Origin of the sequence: Celeribacter sp. (assembly GCF_048259695.1) — a bacterium.
Classification (GTDB): Bacteria; Pseudomonadota; Alphaproteobacteria; order Rhodobacterales; family Rhodobacteraceae; genus Celeribacter.
In genome coordinates, this window is record NZ_JBLXHL010000019.1 from 1 (window position 1) to 16,434 (window position 16,434).

Genomic DNA, 16,434 nt, shown 5'->3' on the forward strand with positions numbered 1-16,434 from the left:
CGGCCCCCCGCGCCCCCCCGAGCCCACCTCGCTTCGTCGCCAGCACGCCCTTCTCGCGCCGCCCCCCGGGGGCCTTGCCGACGACCTCTTCCGCCAGCCCCTGCCCGTAGGCGGGCGCCGTGTCATGCGGATGCAGGGCCACGAGACGCTGGTTGCACTCGTAGTCCGCCACCTGCCCGTTGATGCCGATCAGATGCGCCATGAACTCGGCGACGATCTCCATGCCCACGAGCATCTTGCGGTCGGCCTCGGGCACCGGGTTGAGGTCGTAGCAGCTCGAGGCGCGCGGCTTGACCGAGCCGATCCCGGTGAGCGCGACATTGGCGGTGCGCGCAAGGTCGAAGACCTGCTTGATCGGCGCCATGCCGGTGAGCATGTCCCGCTGCGCACGGTTCTCGGCAAAAAGCGGCGCGTGGATCAGGACCGGCTTGCCGCCGAGCCGTTCGGCCATGCGCGTCACGAGATGGTTCACATCGGTGTAGACCTTGCCCTGCACCCCGCCGGTGAGCGGCACGACGGTGACGCCGAGCGGCTGTTCGGGCGACAGGGTCTCGACGACCGCGCTCACCGCCTTGCCCCCGGCGTCGCGCTTGTTCATGTGGTGATCGATGGAGACCGCGGTATCAGGATCGATCCGCGGATGATGTCCTGCCCTGCGCCGACAGTCTGTGCATGATCTCGAAAAGGGTCTGCGCCTCGTGGTCTGTCAGCGCGGCGGTTGGCTCGTCGAGGATCAGGACCTTGCAGTCGAGCGTCAGCGCCTCGGCGATCTCGACCAGTTGCTGGTGCGAGATCGGAAGGTCCCGAACGATCGCACCCGGATCGATGTCGCACAGCTGCCCCAGCACGGCGCGGGCTTTCTGCTTGAGCGAGGCGACATCCATAAGGAAGCGGCGGCTCTGGTTGGTGACGGCCATGAACATGTTCTCGGCCACCGAGATATCGGGGCAGAGGGCGATTTCCTGATGCACCAGCCCGATCCCGAGCTGCTGCGCGGCGCTTGGTGATGCAATACGGACAGGCCGACCCTCCCAGAGGTTCTCGCCGCCGTCGGGCTGGAGGATACCGTCGATGTGGGGGATCTGTACCGGGTTGTAACCCAAGGTCCGGTGGTCGTTGAACGGATCGAAGACTTCGGAATGCGCCGCCATGAAGGTCGCCATGAACCCCATGAACCCCTGTATGCCCTGGTTCGGGCTCAGCGCCATGTGGATCTTGCCGGCCTTGATGTGCTCGAGCGTCGCCGGGGTGATATCCGCATGCATGGCCAGCACGTCCGACTTGGCTTCGAGGATCGCCGCGACCGCGCCCTCGGCGGAGCCCGTCTCGCCGATCTGCTTGACGATTTCCTCGGCAGCAAATTTCGTATCGGCCAGGTTGTCGGAGGTGATGTAGGCGCTACGGTCGGATTTCGGCGAGTCCGCCGCGAGGGTCACCACCTGCGTGCCATCTGAGATGGCGCGGTTGATCGGTGCGATGAACGGGTCCGGCTGCATCGGATGCAGCAGAAGACCCGCCGGCTGTTTCACCATGTCGTGCTCGAAAGAGGCGATTTGCTTGGTGGTGTCGTAATCGGGTGTGTCCGAAAACACCGTTTCGCAAGCAAAGGCTTGGCTGCCCTTGCCGTACGAAGCCGAAATAAAGCACCGAGTCGGGAGGCCCTAGGGTACGAGGATGCTGACCCCGCTCTCGGAGAGACGTGCCGCAAGTGCGTCCTCCGGGGCGCGGTCGCTGACCAGCGTATCCATTTCGTCAAGCGGCGTGACAAGGTTCAACCGGGTGCGCCCGAACTTGCCTGCGTCGATGAGAAACCGGCACGAGGTGGAGTGCCGCATCATCGCCTGCTTGACCGGAGCAAAACCGTCCACCGCCTCGGTCACACCCGCTTCGCTGAGGCCAGCCGCTCCGAGAAAACACGAGTCCGCATGGTAGCGCGCAAGATGGTCGCATGTCTCGACGCCGACCACCGCCGCCTCCTGAGGCAGGTAGCTTCCCGGCGCGAGAAGCACGCGCGCATTGGCGCTCTGGCCGAGGATCATACCGATCTGCAGGCTGTTGGTGATCGCCGTGACCCGGGTTTCCGCGAAGGCGAGGAAGCGGGCGAAGACCATCGTCGTCGAGCCCGCGTCGATCATGATCGCATCACCGTCGCGCACCAGAGACGCGGCAAAGCGGCCGAGCCGCTCGCGCTCGGCGACCCGTTCCCGTCGGCGCGCGTCAAGATCGCGGTGCCCGCCGGGATGCGGCGCCGAAGCGCCGCCATGGGCGCGCTCCAACAGCCCGTCGCGCTCGAGCGCGCCGATGTCGCGGCGTACTGTCTCTGTGGTCACGCCGAACAGGGCGGCAAGCTCCGCGACCCGCACGTGCGGCCTGAGTTTCAGTTGCAGCAGGATTTGCGCGTGCCGCTCCTGTTTTTTCAAACGCCGCTCGCCACTTGTCTGGTCCACCGTGCCCGATCTCCCCTTCGTATGTCGCAGCCTTGAGTTTCGCAGAAAAGTACGACCAATTTGTTGCATATCCAACATAAAGGTGATGTGATCCCGCTGGACTGGCCGGAGGACACAGGGGCCAGACGCAGAACATGCCCTTTGGGAGGAGGACATCACATGCTTAGGCACACCACGAGTCTGCTCGTATCGCTGGCCCTGTCGGCCGGGGCGGCATTTGCTCAGGAAGAAACCGCGGCGCTCGACAGCCAGTACACCGACGCCGACGGTGACTTGGTCGCAGACGCGCCAACAGACGCGGGCGATCTGAAGGATCCCGGCACCCTTGTTTTTGCCTACACGCCGGTCGAGGATCCGGCCATCTACGAGGATATCTGGCAGCCCTTCATCGCGCATCTTGAGGAGGTCACCGGCAAGGACGTGCAGTTCTTCGCGGTGCAGTCCAACTCCGCCGAGGTCGAGGCGATGCGTTCGGGTCGCCTGCATATCGCCGGTTTCTCGACCGGTCCCACGCCCTTTGCAGTGAACCTCGCCGGAGCGGTGCCCTTCGCGATCATGGGGGGGGACGACGGGCAGTTCGGCTACAAGCTGCAGATCTACACCCAGGCCGACAGCGACATCCAGCAGGTGCCGGACCTCGCCGGCAAGCGCATCGCGCATACCTCGCCGACCTCGAACTCCGGCAACCTCGCGCCGCGCGCATTGTTCCCCGATCTGGGCGTGGTGCCCGACGAGGATTACGAGGTGGTCTATTCTGGCAGCCACGACCAGTCGATGCTGGGCGTGGTCGCGGGCGACTACGACGCCGCGCCCGTCGCCTCGGAAGTGGTCGACCGTATGGCCGAGCGCGGGCTTTACGATCCCGCCGAGGTGCGCATCGTCTGGGAAAGCGATCCCTTCCCGACCACCTCTTACGCCTATGCCCACGACCTGACGCCGGAACTGAAGGAGAAGATCGAGGAGGCCTTCTTCAGCTTCGACTTCGCGGGGACCGCGCTTGGCGAGGAGTTCAGCGGGGTTAGCAAGTTCATCCCGATCACCTACAAGGATCAGTGGAAGGTCATCCGCCAGATCCAGAAGGCGAACGGGGTCGAGTACACACCCGCCGGCCTTGCCGCAGAGTGACCTGACAAGACCGGAGCCGGCGCTTTGCGCCCGGCTCCGGCATGGAGTCTCCACATGTTGAAGATCACCGACCTGGTCAAAAGCTACGGCAGCGGTGCGCCGGTGCTGAAGAACCTCGACCTGACCATCGAGGGCGAAAGCGTGGTGTCGATCATCGGCTCCTCGGGCGCCGGCAAGTCCACGCTGCTGCGCTGTATCAACCGGCTGGTCGAGCCGACCTCGGGCAGCATCGTGCTGAACGGGACCGAGCTCACCGCCCTCCGGGGCCGCCATCTGCGCGCCGCGCGGCGCAAGATCGGCATGGTCTTTCAAGGGTTCAACCTCGTCGACCGGCTGACCGTGATGGAGAACGTGCAGTCCGGGCGGCTGGGATATATCTCGACCTGGGCGGCGATCATGCGCCGCTACCCCAAGGAGGACATCCGCCGCGCCTATGAGTTGATGGAGCGCGTCGGCATCGCGCAATACGCCAACACCCGCGCCGACCAGCTTTCGGGCGGCGAGCGTCAGCGCGTCGGCGTGGTCCGGGCGCTCATGCAGGACCCCGAGATCTTGCTGGCCGACGAACCGACCGCCTCGCTCGATCCCAAGACCTCCGAGCAGATCATGGGGCTGCTGCGCGACCTCGCGGGCGAGCTGAAGCTGCCGGTGCTGATCAACATCCACAACGTGACCGAAGCCAAGGAATACACCGACCGCATCGTGGGCATGCGCTTCGGACGGATCATCTTCGACGATCTTCCGGGCGCGCTCGACGAGGAGGCGATGGAACGGATCTACTCCGGCAGCCCCCATGCAGACCGGGGCGGCGACCTGCGGGAGGCATCATGAGCCAGCACCCGGACACCTGGCGCAAGCCGCCCTTCATCGCCAACCCGCTGCTTCGCTGGGCGGTCTATCTCGGCGCACTGGCCTATTTCTTCTGGGTCGCGGCCACCATGCCGATCGATTGGGCGCGGGTTGCGCAGGGGATCGAGCGGGCCGGGCGCATCTTCGGCGGCGCCTTTCCCCCGAGCTTCGAGCGCAGCGGCCTGCTGATCGACGGTTTCCTTGAGAGCTTGAAGATCGCCATCCTCGCCACCGTCGGCGGGGTCGCGCTATCCATCCCCATCGCCTTCATGGCGGCGCGCAATGTCGCGCCGCTGCCGGTCTTCTATCTCGGTCGGGCGATCATCATCATCGCCCGCAGCTTCCATCCGGTCATCGTCGCGATCATCTTCGTCAAGGCCGTCGGCTTCGGCCCCTTTGCAGGCGTGCTGACGCTGGTGGTCTATTCCATCGGTTTCGTCGCCAAGATGCTGGCCGAACGGATCGAGGAGATCGACTTCGGCCAGGTGGAGGCGATGCGGGCGGCCGGGGCGCCGTACCTGTCGACGCTGGTTTACGCCATCTTCCCGCAGATCATGCCCCGGCAGATCGGCCTGACCATCTACCAGCTCGATTCCAACCTGCGGGCCTCGGCCGTGGTCGGCATCGTCGGCGCGGGCGGCATCGGCGCGACGCTGGCCAATGCCTTCGGACGATATGACTACGATTTCGCGCTCGCCATCACCATCGTCATCGTCGGCGTGATCCTCGTCTCCGAGGCGATCAGCGGCCAGATCAGGAAGCGCATCGCATGACCAGCATCTCCCAGCAATTCGGGCGCGAGGACTGGTCGCGCCATACGCCGAAGGAAAAAGCCCGACGCTTCGGCATCTTCGCCCTCTGCGCGCTGGCGGTCTTCTGGGCGCTCGGCTCGATCGAGATCATCTGGGCCTGGGTCTGGGACTCGCCCAGCCAGATGGCCGATCTCTTCGGACGCATGTATCCGCTCGACACCAGCAACCTCGGCGCGATCCTGCGGGTGCTGTTGGAAACCGTGAACATTGCCACCTTCGCCACCGCGCTGGCGGTGATCGTCTCGCTGCCCGTTGCCTATATCGCGGCGCAGAACACCACGCCCAACCGCGCCACGCTCTGGCTCGGGAGGCTGATCCTCGTCAGCTCGCGGTCGGTCAATACGATCATCTGGGCGCTGCTCTTCGTGGCGATCTTCGGTCCCGGCATCGTTGCCGGTGTGGTGGCGATCATGTTCCGCTCCATCGGTTTCATCGGCAAGCTGCTGGGCGAGGCCATCGAGGAGATCGACACGCGCCCCGTCGAGGCGCTGGAGGCCACCGGCGCATCGCGCTTCAAGGTCATCGTCTATGCCATCGTGCCGCAGGTCATGCCGACCTTCTGGGCCGTGGCGATCCTGCGCTGGGACATCAACCTGCGCGAGTCGACCGTGCTCGGCCTTGTCGGAGCGGGCGGCATCGGCATCATCCTGCAGGGTGCCATCGACACGTTCAACTGGCCCGAGGCGGCGACCGTCCTGCTGGCGATCCTCGCGCTTGTCGTTCTGGGCGAGGTCGTCTCGGCCTTCCTGCGTCGCCGCATCCTGTGACCGGCACGCGCTGCACCGACGCCCGCGCGGCCTTCGACGACTATCTCGGCGTGCGGTCGCGTCTGCCGGAGGCGCGCTTTGGCCATGACTGGCAGGTGGCGCAGAGCCTGCTTGAGATCGCCGACCCCTTTGATCTCGTGCTGCTCGACGCCTACGGGGTGCTCAACGTGGGCGAGTCCGCCATTCCGGGCGCAGCAGCTGCGATCGCCGCACTGCGCGCTGCCGGCAAGGCGGTGGCGGTGGTCTCCAATTCCGCAGCCTACCCCAAGCGGGTGATGATGCAGCGCTACGCCCGGCTGGGCTTTGACTTCTCTCCCGGGGAGGTGGTGACCAGCCGCGAGGCGTTGCTGGCGCATCTGGCGCGTGCGCCGCGGCTGCGCTGGGGGGCGATGCTCAGCCCCGAGTACGGCGTCGAGGATTTCGAGGACGTCGACATCTCCTTCCTCGGCGACGATCCTGCGGACTACGAGGTGGCCGAGGGCTTTCTGCTCGTTGGCTCGGAGGGCTGGACGAAGGCGCGCCAGGCCCGGCTCGAGGCAGCTCTGAGCAAGCGCGCGCGTCCGGTCTTCGTCGGCAACCCTGACATTGTCGCCCCGCGCGAAACCGGCCTCTCGCGAGAGCCCGGCGACTATGCGCATCGCCTTGCCGACGCGACCGGCGTGGCGCCGGTCTTCCTCGGCAAACCCTTCGACGGGATTTTCTCGCTGGCCTTGGCGCGTCTCGCCCCGGGGCTTGCGCCCGAGCGGGTGTTGATGGTCGGCGACACGCTGCATACGGACATCCTTGGCGGCTGCCAGATGGGGTTTTCCACCGCGCTCGTGACCGACCATGGCGCACTCGTCGGCCTCGACCCGGCTCGGGCGATCCGTCGGTCGGGGATCGTTCCGGATTTCGTCATAGGCAGCATTTGACGGGGCCAGCCGGGGCCGAGAGGACTCCGGCGCTCTGGGATCGAGGGGCGGGTACCTTCCGGATAAAGGGCACATCGAGCCGCATCGATGCCGCGACGCCGCCCGGCGCGGTGATCTCCTCGAGTTCGTCCGCGATCTCTGTCACCGACATGCAGGTCCCGAGCGGGTCGTGCTAGGGCAGCCGTTCAACCCGCCGCAGCTCGTGCCGCTGGTCGAGCTGGCCGGGCGAGAGGCGACAGCGGCATGGGTTCTGGATGAGGCGGAGCGCTTCCACACCCGGATCGGCAAGGTGCCGGTCCGGCTGCAGAAGGAGATCTACAGCCACGTCGCCAACCGCCTTCAGGCGCGCATCATCGCGGCGGTCGAGGCCTGCGATGCCGATCGGCCGATAGCGGCGCTCGTGGAGGAAAGGGACAGCCGGCTGCGCGTGAGTCTCGCGGTGAAATCCGCTGCCCCGACCGGATAGACCGAGGCACCTTCCGAGGCGAAATGCATAAGGCGCGGCGCATTTCTACGCCGCGCCGTCCTATCTGCCGCGCCGGGGTCAGGTCAGGCGGTGACGCGGCGCGCCCGGTTCGCGGTGGCGGTGAATTTGGTGGCCTGATCGAAGCCGGTGTCGAGGTGCCGCGCGGTGCGGATGTCCGACATGCGCTCGAAGGCGGCGTGGAATTCCTCGGGGCTGCGCGCCTCGGGTGGCAGGTAGACACCCTCGGTCTCGACCACGTGGACCACCGAATAGACGCCGGCGCCAGCGCCGATGATGGTCTTCTTCGGCGCAAGGTCTGAGGCCATGAAGACCACCGCGGGCGCCACCGCTTCCGGGGTGAGCTGCGCCGCATCCTCGGGGGCGAGCAGCCCGTCGGTCATCCCGGTCATGGCGAGCGGCGAGAGGGCGTTGACGTGGATCCCGTAGCGCTCGCCCTCCTGCTGCAGCGTCGTCATCAGACCGATCATGCCAGCCTTTGCGGCGGCGTAGTTGGCCTGTCCGAAGTTGCCGTAAAGCCCCGAGCACGACGTCGTCAGGATGATCCGGCCGAAGCCCTGCTCGCGCATGATCTCCCAGACCGCGCGGCAGCAGTTCGCCGAACCGGTGAGGTGGACGGCGAGCACGGTTGCGAAATCGGACATCTCCATCTTGGCAAACGAGCGGTCGCGCAGGATGCCGGCGTTGTTGACGAGGATATCGACGCGTCCCCAGCGCGCCATCACCCGTGCCACCATCGCGGTCACCTCGGCGAAGTTCGCCACGTCCGCGGGCTCGGCAACGGCCTCGCCGCCAAGGGCCTCGATCTCGGCGACCACGGCCCGCGCCGCGGCACCCGGCTGGCCGTCCGGTCCGATGATGTCGTTGATCACGACGCGCGCCCCGGCGCGGGCAAGGGCGAGCGCGTGGCAGCGTCCCAGCCCGGCCCCGGCCCCTGTTACGATCGCGACCCGTCCGTCGAATTCGTTGGTCATATGTCCTGCGTCCCCGCGCTGACTTGTCTCAGAAGTTCACCTGGTCGCCGCCCTTGAGCGACAGCATGGCACGCGCCTCGTCGGGTGTCGCCACGTCCAGCCCCAGCCCCTCGAGCACCTTGCGGATCCGGCGGACCTGCGCGGCGTTCGACTGTGCCAGATGACCCGGCCCGTCCCAGAGCGAGTCCTCGAGTCCGACCCGCACGTTGCCGCCCATCGCGGCGGCCATCGTGGTGATCGGAAGCTGGTGACGCCCCGCGCCCAGCACCGACCAGACGTAGTCGTCGCCGAACAGCCGGTCCGCGGTGCGCTTCATGTGCGAGACGTCGTCGGGATGCGTGCCGATACCGCCCAGAATGCCGAAGACCGTCTGGATGAAAAGCGGACCCTGCACAAGGTTCCTGTCGCGGAAGTGCGCGAGGGTGTAGAGATGGCTGGTGTCGTAGCACTCGAACTCGAAACGCGTGCCGTTCCCCGAGCAGGTCTCGAGAATGTACTCGATGTCCTTGAAGGTGTTGCGGAATACCACGTCGCGGGTTTTCTCGAGATAGGCCGGCTCCCAATCGTGCTTGAACGTGTCGTAGCGGCCGAGCATCGGGAAGAGCGCGAAGTTCATCGAGCCCATGTTGAGCGAGGCGACCTCGGGCGCGAGTCGCGCGGCGGGCTGCAGGCGCTCCTCGACGGTCATCGTGGGGCTGCCGCCGGTGGTGAGGTTGAGCACCGCCCCGGTCGCCTGCTTGATGCGCGGCAGAAACCGCAGGAAGGCCTCGGGGTCTTGCGTCGGCCGCCCGTCCTCGGGTGTGCGGGCGTGCAGGTGGAGGATCGAGGCGCCCGCCTCGGCGGCCTCGATGGCCTGTTCGGCGATTTGTTCGGGGGTCACCGGCAGGTGTGGCGACATGCTGGGGGTGTGGATGCCGCCGGTGACGGCGCAGGTGACGATAACCTTGCGGGGGGCCTTTGCCATGGTCCTTCTCCGTTTCTCTCTGGGTCAGATGGTTTCGACGTTGCCGCAGACGCTGATCGCCTGCCCCGAGACGTTCGCCCCGGCCGGCGAGCAGAGGAACAGCGCCATGCCGGCGATGTCCTCGGGCTCGACCATCCGGCGCAGCGAGACGCTGGCGAGGTACTGCTCTTCCATTTGCGCGTAAGGAATGCCCTCGGCCGCCGCGCGGTCGGAGATCACCCTTTCGATGCGCGCGCCGCGCACCACGCCTGGCAGGATCGCGTTCACCCGGATGCCCTCGGGACCCATTTCCTTGGCAAGGCTCTGTGTGAGGCCGACGATGCCCCATTTCGCCGCCGCATAGGGGGTGCGCAGCGCGTAGCCCAGCCGTCCCGCGACCGAGGCGATGTTGAGGATTGCGCCCGCCTCGCTCTCGCGCAGCAGCGGCACGGCACGGCGCAGCACCAGGAACTGCCCCAACAGATCGACGTCGAGCGTGCGGCGGATGTCATCGACAGAGATCTCGTCGATCTTTCCGGTAGGGCCGGCGATCCCGGCGTTGTTCACCAGCACGTCGAGCCCGCCGAGCGTTTCCTTGGCGGCGTCCATCAGCGCGGCGACCTCGGCCTCGTCGGACACGTCGGCGCGGCGGGTGACCACGGCGGGGCGTTCCTCGGCGATGCGTGCCAGCGCGGCCTCGTCGATGTCGCAGATCATAACTTGCGCCCCGGCGTCGAGAAAGCCGCGCGCGATGGCGGCGCCGATGCCCGACCCGCCCGCGGTGACAAGGACCCGGAGGCCGGGTTTCGGATACATCCGTTCGATCATGCTCACTGTCTGTCCAGTCGAAATTGTCTAGGGGAGGGGAGGTGGCCGTCAGGCCACCTCGAGCCAGTTGCGGCGCACGTCGGGCGCGGCGTCGAGCTCTGCGGGGGTGCCGAGGAAGACCAGCTCGCCATGGCCCATGACCAAGACCTGCTGCGCGACCTTGAGCGCGATGGTCAGCTTCTGCTCGACCAGCACCACGGCGACGCCGCGGCGGCCGATGTCGAGGATGACCTCCATCACCACGTCGACGATGCGCGGGGCGAGCCCCTCAGTCGGCTCGTCGATCAGCAGCACCCGGGGGTTGCCGAGCAGCGAGCGGCAGATGGTCAGCATCTGCTGCTCGCCGCCCGAGAGGTACCCGGCGCGGATGCCGCGGCGCTCGCGGAGGCGGGGGAAGTAGTCGTACATCTCCTCGACCGTCCAGCGGTGCGCGCCGGGAGCGCCTTTCTGCACGCCAATGGCGAGGTTCTCCTCGACCGTAAGGTTGGGGAAGACCAGCCGTTCCTCGGGCACGTAGCCGAGCCCCTGCCGACAGATGTCGAAGGGCCGCTGCCCCGACAGGGTTTGGCCGTCCAGCGTGACGCTGCCGGCGGTCGGGGGCACAAGCCCCATCATCGCCTTCAGCAGCGTCGAGCGCCCCGAACCGTTGCGCCCCAGCAGTGAGACGATGGCCGCCTCGGGCACCTCCATGTCGATCCCGTGCAGGATGTGGCTCTTGCCGTAATGGGCGTGCAGCCCCTTCACCTGAAGCAAGCTCATGCTGCCTCCTCACCCAGATAGGCTTCCTGCACCTCGCGGTTGGCACTGATGCGCGCCGGCGTGTCGGTCGCGAGGATGCTTCCGTAGACCAGAACCGAGACCCGGTCGCAGAGGCTGAAGACGACGCTCATGTCGTGTTCGACCATCAGCAGGGTCTTGCCTTCCGTCACCGTGCGGATCAGTTCCACGGCCTGCGCCGTCTCCTCGCGCGACATGCCCGCGGTGGGCTCGTCGAGCAGGATGATGTCGGCGCCTGTGCTCAGCGTCATGCCGATCTCGAGCGCACGCTGCTCGGAATAGGTCAGGTCGCCCGCCAGGTCTCGCGCCCGGGTCTCGAGCCCAACGCGCGATAGGATCTCGGCGGTCTCCGCGTTCACCCGCCGCATGGTCGAAATCGGGCGGAAAAGGCCGAAGCGTACCCCGTGGCGCGCCAGCACGCCGATCCGGAGGTTTTCGAACACGCTCATCCGGTGGAAGATGTTGGTGATCTGGAACGAGCGGGCCAGTCCCGCCCGGTTGATGAGGTGCGGCGAGAGCCCTGCGATGCTGCGCCCGCCGAGCGCGATGTCTCCGGAAGACGGCGGGAACATACCCGAGATCAGGTTGAAGAGTGTCGATTTTCCAGCCCCGTTCGGGCCGATCACCGCGTGGCGCTCGCCCTTCTCGATGTCGAGGTTGAGCCCCTTGAGCACCTCGATCGGCCCGAAGGACTTGGTCACGCCGGTGAGCGTCAGCGCGCTCTGCGTCGTGGTCGCGGTCATGCTTCACCTCCCAGCGGCGCGGTTTCGGCCATGGTGTCCTCGGGGCGGTCCTTGCGGGCCCAAAGCGCGTCGATCTCGCGGCGGGCACGGAACAGCACCGCGCCGCCCCCCAGCAGCAGCGCCGCCGGGACAATCCAGGTCAGAACCGAGATCGGGCTCCACTCTGCGCCAAAGAGCTCGAAGACGGGCAAGCCGTCGCCGGCCGCGTGGCGCAGCCGCTCGTAGTCTTCGCCGAAGAGGATCGAGGCGCTTTCGACCAGGAAGACCACGCCCGCGGCGATCAGCAGACCCCCTGCCAGTGCCATGAGATAAGGCCCCGCCAGCCGCGCCCAGTCGAGTTGGCGGCGATTGCGGATGTGGTGATGCACAACGCCGCCGATGCCGCTCGGGGCGTAGAGCATGATCAGCACGAAGATCAGCCCCTGGTAGAGGAGCCAGGATCGGGTGAGATCGGAGACGAGGAAAGAGAAGAGCGCGAAGGCCGTCGCGCCGATCACCGGGCCGAAGAACACCGTGGCCCCGCCGACGAAGGTTTGCAGCACGACCTGCGAGGACACGATGCTGCCGAAGAGCGAGTAGTTCGCAGTTTCGTTGGAGATCGCCTGCAGTGCGCCTGCAACGCCTGTAAACATCGCCGAGACGGCGAAGATGATCACCTTCGAGGCATGGGCATTGTAGCCGAGGAAACGCACGCGCTGCTCGTTGTCGCGCAGCGCCAGCGTCAGCCGTCCAAAGGGGGTGCGGGTGTAGGCCCAGAGCCCGAGACCGCAGATCACCACCCAGGCCAAGGTCATGTAGTAGACCTCGAGCATGGAGCCGAAGGTGAAGCCCAGCCAGGGCATGCGCATGGACGACACGCCCGATTCACCGCCGAAGAGTCCCTCGAGGCGCGGCGCCAACGAATGGAAGAGCTCGGCGATGGCCAGCGTCACCAGTGCAAAGTAGACGCCCGAGCGCATGGTGGCGAAGTAGCCCGCCACGAGGCCGACCAGCAGCCCGGCGGCAGCGCCCGCGAGCGGCAGCAGCGGCGTCGGGAAGGGCAGGCCGTCCTCGACCGCGAGCATCAAGTGCAGCGCGGCGAATGCGCCGATCCCGAAATAGGCGGCGTGGCCGAAGGACAGCAGCCCGGCCTGGCCGATGAGAAGGTTGAAGGCAAGCGCGAAGAGGCTCGCGATGAGCACATTCACCAGCGCGTTCTGCCAGCCGAGGCCCAGAAAGGGCGGTACGGCGATCAGCAGCGCGAGGAGCGCGGTGAGGACGAGGATAGTGCGAAGGTTCGGCATGTCAGTTACGCTCCCCCATGAGACCCGCAGGGCGTACCAGCAGGATGATCAGCATCAGGGCGAATGGAATGGTGGCGCTGACCGAGGACAGCTCGAGCGTCAGCAGACCGCCGACCGAGCGCGCCCAGTCTCCAAGGCCGATCAGGCTCAGCAGGTTTGCCAGCGACCAGTCAAGCCCCACCGCGAAGGACGAGAAGAGGCCGATCATCAGCGAGGCAACCAGCGAGCCCTTGAGCGAGCCGAGCCCGCCGACCACGACCACTACGAAGACGATCACCCCCAGTTCCAGCCCCATGTTCGGGTTGGTCGGGTAGAAGGCTCCGGCCACCGCCCCGGCAAGCCCGGCCAGCGCCGCGCCGGTGCCGAAGACGAACATGAAGACCAACGGGATATTGTGCCCCAGTGCCTCGGCCATGGCGGGCAGACGCTCGGCGGCGCGCACAACGATGCCGGTGCGGGTCCGGGTCAGCAGCAGCCACAGCGCCGAGAACATCACGACCGCGATCCCGCCGATGAACAGGCGGTAGAACGGGTAGTCGGTGCCGAAGATGTGGAAAGCCGAGAAACGCAGCTCGCCGGGCATCTGGTAGTTCACCGGGAAGTCGCCGAAGAACAGCTTGATCAGCTCCTCGATGATCAGCGCGAGACCGAAGGTCAGCAGCAGTTCATGCGCGTGGCCGTGGGCGTGCACCCTTGGCAGCAGGAACCGCTCGACCGCCATGCCGACGAGGCCGACCACGATGGGGGCGACGATCAGCCCGGTCCAGAAACCGAAGATCGACGAGACGGCGTAGGCGACATAGGCGCCCAGCATGTAAAAGGAGGCATGCGCGAAGTTCAGCACGCCCATCATGCCGAAAATGAGCGTGAGACCGGCGGAGACCATGAACAGCAACAGGCCGTAGGTCACGCCGTTCAGCGTGGAGATGATCGCAAATTCCATTGCACTTCCGATAGGGGCCGAGGGACAGGGCCGGCCGGCGAGGCTCGCCGGCCGGTGCTCTCAGGGAGCGGGGCTCATTCGCCCGGGCGCACCATCTTGCAGCTGTCCTGCACCGGGTAGATCGCTGTCTCGCCCGGCACGACCCCGACGGTCTCGAAGCCCATGTCGGTGTCGTCGGCGGGGTACTTGGCGTTCTTCACGACCTTGGAGACGACCACGGGACGGATGGTCTGGTGGTCTTCCTTGCGCACCGAGATCGGGCCGACCGGCGTCTCGTAGGTGGTGTCCTCGAGCGCCAGCGCGATCTTGGTCACATCGATGGCGTCGCCGCCGAAGTCGAGCGTGTCGAGCGCCTGGTGCAGCGCGCCGACGGCAAAGGCGGTGTGGCCTTCGACGAAGGTCGGGTAGTGGCCGGTCGATGCCTTGTAGGCTTCGGCGAATTCGCCATCGGTGGCGGCATTGTCGTAGTTGTTGGCGATGTAATGCCCGAGCGCCGTCTCGCCGGCGTTGGCGATGTTGCCCGGCTGGTCGAGGTAGGCGGTCGCGAAGGTCACGTCGAGACCCGCGTCGCCCGCCGCCTTCATCAGCAGCAGCAGGTCGTTCGACCAGTTGCCGGTGAAGACCGTGTCGGGCGCGGCGGACTTCAGGCGCGCGACGAAGGGCGCGAAGTCCTGGATCTTGTTCACGTCGTGCAGGACTTCGTCGACGATTTCGAAATCGCCGCCCGCCGCCGCGGTTTCGACCGCCGACTGCATGTCCTGGCCCCAGGAGTAGTTCTGGTTGATCGAATAGACCTTGGTGCCGAGATCGCCGGCTTCCTTCATCGCGCTGACCAGCGCGTTGACCCGCATCGGCGCAGTTGTGGTGAAGCGGAAGTGGTAGAACTGGCACTTGTCACCGGTCAGCTCCATCGCCTCGCCGCCGAGGTTGATGAACATCACCTCCTTGCCGGGGTTGCGCAGGTTGTGCTTGCGCACGTCCTCGGTGAGCTGGCCCGCGATTGCCGACGAGGCGCCCTGGAAGATGATGTCCACCCCATCCGCCACGGCCTGGCGAAACTTGGTCGCCGCGTCCGGTGCGCCGCCGGCGTTGTCGTACTCGATGACTTCAACCGGTTCGCCGTTGAAGCCGCCGGCATCGTTGATCTGCGCGACCCCATAGGCGACGGCATTGGCATAGAGTCGGCCTGTCGAGGTCTGGGCGCCCGAAAGGCTTTCGATGATTCCGATCTTCAGCGGCTCGGCGTGCAGCGCGGTTGCGCCCAGGGCCAGTGCGGACGTGGCCGCGATCAAGGCAAGACGTGTCAAGCTGGTTCTCCTCCCAGGTGTTTTTCCATGCCAGCGCGCCGCGCCCCTGATGTCGGGCCGTGCTGCGCTCTCCTCTGGCACGGGCGTATCCTAACCACAGAATTCTTGGGCGGTAAAGATATAAGATATGTGATCTCATATCTGTAAGGTAAGGGTGTTTGCGGGGACGCGGTTGCCTTATGTTGTGACTTGGACATAGAATGACGCGAAATTGGCTGCTAAAGGCCCAACACCGCGGCGCCACGACGGACCGCGCGCTGTCCCTGCGACGGACGCGGGATCATCCTTCGAACAAGCCAAGCGAGGCCCGGAGCACGTGAACAGTCTCGATCCCACGAAGCCGCGATCGCGCACGCTGGCGCCCGTGGATGTCACCACGATCCAGGAAAGGGTCTACCAGAGCATTCGGCTCGGGCTGCTCAAGGGCGAGTTCCTTCCGGGCGAGCAGGTGACCATCCGCGGGCTTGCAGAGGTGCTCGGCACCAGTCCCATGCCCGTGCGCGAGGCCGTGGCGCGGCTGATCGCCGAGCGGGCCATCGAGCAGTCTGGGCCGCGGACGCTGCGCGTCGCGCCCTATCTCGCCACAGAGCACGAGAATTACATCCGCATCCGCATGCAACTCGAGGGCTATGCCGCCGAACGCGCTGCGCGTGCCCGGCGGACTCCGACGCTGATCGGCGAGCTGCGGCGCCACAACGACGCCATGAGCGAAGCGGTTGAGGCCGGAGATTTCGAGGCGGCGCTGGCGGGAAATCAGGCGTTCCACTTCGAGCTCTACGGCGGCGCGGGCTACCCGCAGCTGCTCGACATCATCTCGACGCTCTGGCTGCGCACCGGGCCAATCGTTGCCTCGGCGCGGCGGGATAAGGCGTTGTTCGCGCGGTTGTTTCGGATCGGCGTGCGCATTCACGACGATGCGATCGACGCCGTGGCGCAGCGTGACGGCGAGGCGGCGAGGTGGGCGGTAAATCTGGACATCCGCTCTTCGCATCTGGCGATCCGGCGCTTCTACAAGCAGAGCCCCGACACGGCCTCTAAATAGGCCACTCGCACGCTCGGGAACGGGCGAGCCCGAAGCTCCGTCGCGGGACGCGACGCGCAGTGGGCCGGTTCGGGGGCCATCGGCGTATTTCGGCAAAGGTGGCGGGCCATGAAGGATTCGAACCCTCGACCGACCGCTTAGAAGGCGGTTGCTCTATCCAACTGAGCTAATGACCCGTCGGAGCGTGAGTAACCCAGCT

General features: G+C 66.4%; 18 protein-coding genes and 1 tRNA gene. 7 read left to right on the top strand and 12 right to left on the bottom strand.

The window, feature by feature from the left end; genetic code table 11:
* From ACN0Q0_RS15985 to ACN0Q0_RS15995, 3 genes are all read right to left on the bottom strand, one after another.
* On the bottom strand, positions 1–598 hold a 598-nt coding region (locus ACN0Q0_RS15985; protein ID WP_417244323.1), incomplete at its 3' end, for a sugar-binding domain-containing protein.
* Positions 599–623: 25 nt separating this feature from the next.
* On the bottom strand, positions 624–1,640 hold the full coding sequence (locus ACN0Q0_RS15990; protein WP_417244327.1) for a substrate-binding domain-containing protein: 1,017 nt from the start codon (positions 1,638–1,640) through the stop codon (positions 624–626).
* A 21-nt stretch (positions 1,641–1,661) separates the two neighbouring features.
* Positions 1,662–2,447: a DeoR/GlpR family DNA-binding transcription regulator gene (locus ACN0Q0_RS15995; protein ID WP_343501732.1), complete on the bottom strand. Its 786-nt coding sequence runs from the start codon at positions 2,445–2,447 to the stop codon at positions 1,662–1,664.
* 159 nt (positions 2,448–2,606) lie between these two features.
* Here ACN0Q0_RS15995 and phnD point away from each other — a divergent pair, with 159 nt between their 5' ends.
* The 6 genes from phnD (at position 2,607) to ACN0Q0_RS16025 (ending at position 7,377) form a co-directional block, all read left to right on the top strand.
* Positions 2,607–3,572 (top strand): phosphate/phosphite/phosphonate ABC transporter substrate-binding protein, encoded by a 966-nt coding sequence (phnD, locus tag ACN0Q0_RS16000; RefSeq protein ID WP_108969540.1) that lies wholly within the window; start codon positions 2,607–2,609, stop codon positions 3,570–3,572.
* A 54-nt stretch (positions 3,573–3,626) separates the two neighbouring features.
* Positions 3,627–4,403: a phosphonate ABC transporter ATP-binding protein gene (phnC, locus tag ACN0Q0_RS16005; RefSeq protein ID WP_164198198.1), complete on the top strand. Its 777-nt coding sequence runs from the start codon at positions 3,627–3,629 to the stop codon at positions 4,401–4,403.
* Positions 4,400–5,194, top strand: a complete 795-nt coding sequence (phnE, locus tag ACN0Q0_RS16010; protein WP_164213982.1) for a phosphonate ABC transporter, permease protein PhnE — start codon at positions 4,400–4,402, stop codon at positions 5,192–5,194. Before phnC ends, phnE (ACN0Q0_RS16010) begins: the two co-directional genes overlap by 4 nt.
* Entirely contained in the window at positions 5,191–6,000 is an 810-nt protein-coding gene (phnE, locus tag ACN0Q0_RS16015) for a phosphonate ABC transporter, permease protein PhnE (protein ID WP_108969535.1), read from the top strand. The genes phnE (ACN0Q0_RS16010) and phnE (ACN0Q0_RS16015) overlap by 4 nt, the downstream gene beginning before the upstream one ends.
* Positions 5,997–6,911 carry an HAD-IIA family hydrolase gene (locus ACN0Q0_RS16020; RefSeq protein ID WP_417244324.1) on the top strand — a complete coding sequence of 305 codons (915 nt, stop codon included), beginning with the start codon at positions 5,997–5,999 and terminating at the stop codon, positions 6,909–6,911. The genes phnE (ACN0Q0_RS16015) and ACN0Q0_RS16020 overlap by 4 nt, the downstream gene beginning before the upstream one ends.
* Positions 6,912–6,984: 73 nt before the next feature.
* A complete protein-coding gene (locus ACN0Q0_RS16025) occupies positions 6,985–7,377 on the top strand; it encodes a 3-hydroxyacyl-CoA dehydrogenase NAD-binding domain-containing protein (protein WP_417244328.1) in 393 nt (130 codons plus the stop codon).
* A gap of 83 nt (positions 7,378–7,460) precedes the next feature.
* Here ACN0Q0_RS16025 and ACN0Q0_RS16030 read toward each other — a convergent pair whose 3' ends face one another.
* The 8 genes from ACN0Q0_RS16030 to ACN0Q0_RS16065 all read right to left on the bottom strand — a co-directional run bounded on the left by ACN0Q0_RS16030 (position 7,461) and on the right by ACN0Q0_RS16065 (position 15,193).
* Positions 7,461–8,369, bottom strand: coding sequence for an SDR family NAD(P)-dependent oxidoreductase (locus ACN0Q0_RS16030; RefSeq protein ID WP_343501728.1), 909 nt, complete (start codon positions 8,367–8,369; stop codon positions 7,461–7,463).
* Between the two features lie 28 nt (positions 8,370–8,397).
* Positions 8,398–9,333 carry a 3-keto-5-aminohexanoate cleavage protein gene (locus ACN0Q0_RS16035; protein WP_417244325.1) on the bottom strand — a complete coding sequence of 312 codons (936 nt, stop codon included), beginning with the start codon at positions 9,331–9,333 and terminating at the stop codon, positions 8,398–8,400.
* A gap of 24 nt (positions 9,334–9,357) precedes the next feature.
* Positions 9,358–10,140 (bottom strand): SDR family oxidoreductase, encoded by a 783-nt coding sequence (locus tag ACN0Q0_RS16040; RefSeq protein WP_254694482.1) that lies wholly within the window; start codon positions 10,138–10,140, stop codon positions 9,358–9,360.
* A gap of 48 nt (positions 10,141–10,188) precedes the next feature.
* Positions 10,189–10,899 carry an ABC transporter ATP-binding protein gene (locus ACN0Q0_RS16045; RefSeq protein ID WP_108969526.1) on the bottom strand — a complete coding sequence of 237 codons (711 nt, stop codon included), beginning with the start codon at positions 10,897–10,899 and terminating at the stop codon, positions 10,189–10,191.
* Positions 10,896–11,660, bottom strand: a complete 765-nt coding sequence (locus tag ACN0Q0_RS16050) for an ABC transporter ATP-binding protein (RefSeq protein ID WP_343501726.1) — start codon at positions 11,658–11,660, stop codon at positions 10,896–10,898. Before ACN0Q0_RS16050 ends, ACN0Q0_RS16045 begins: the two co-directional genes overlap by 4 nt.
* Complete coding sequence (locus ACN0Q0_RS16055; protein ID WP_343501725.1) at positions 11,657–12,943, bottom strand: branched-chain amino acid ABC transporter permease; 1,287 nt, start codon at positions 12,941–12,943, stop codon at positions 11,657–11,659. Before ACN0Q0_RS16055 ends, ACN0Q0_RS16050 begins: the two co-directional genes overlap by 4 nt.
* Before the next feature lies 1 nt (position 12,944).
* Positions 12,945–13,886 carry a branched-chain amino acid ABC transporter permease gene (locus tag ACN0Q0_RS16060; protein WP_108969520.1) on the bottom strand — a complete coding sequence of 314 codons (942 nt, stop codon included), beginning with the start codon at positions 13,884–13,886 and terminating at the stop codon, positions 12,945–12,947.
* A 74-nt stretch (positions 13,887–13,960) separates the two neighbouring features.
* Entirely contained in the window at positions 13,961–15,193 is a 1,233-nt protein-coding gene (locus ACN0Q0_RS16065) for a branched-chain amino acid ABC transporter substrate-binding protein (RefSeq protein WP_108969519.1), read from the bottom strand.
* Positions 15,194–15,509: 316 nt separating this feature from the next.
* On the opposite strand from ACN0Q0_RS16065, the gene ACN0Q0_RS16070 reads away from it, so the two are divergent.
* Entirely contained in the window at positions 15,510–16,235 is a 726-nt protein-coding gene (locus ACN0Q0_RS16070) for a GntR family transcriptional regulator (protein ID WP_417244326.1), read from the top strand.
* Between the two features lie 99 nt (positions 16,236–16,334).
* Here ACN0Q0_RS16070 and ACN0Q0_RS16075 read toward each other — a convergent pair.
* Positions 16,335–16,411 (bottom strand) — tRNA-Arg (locus ACN0Q0_RS16075).
* Positions 16,412–16,434: the final 23 nt, after the last annotated feature.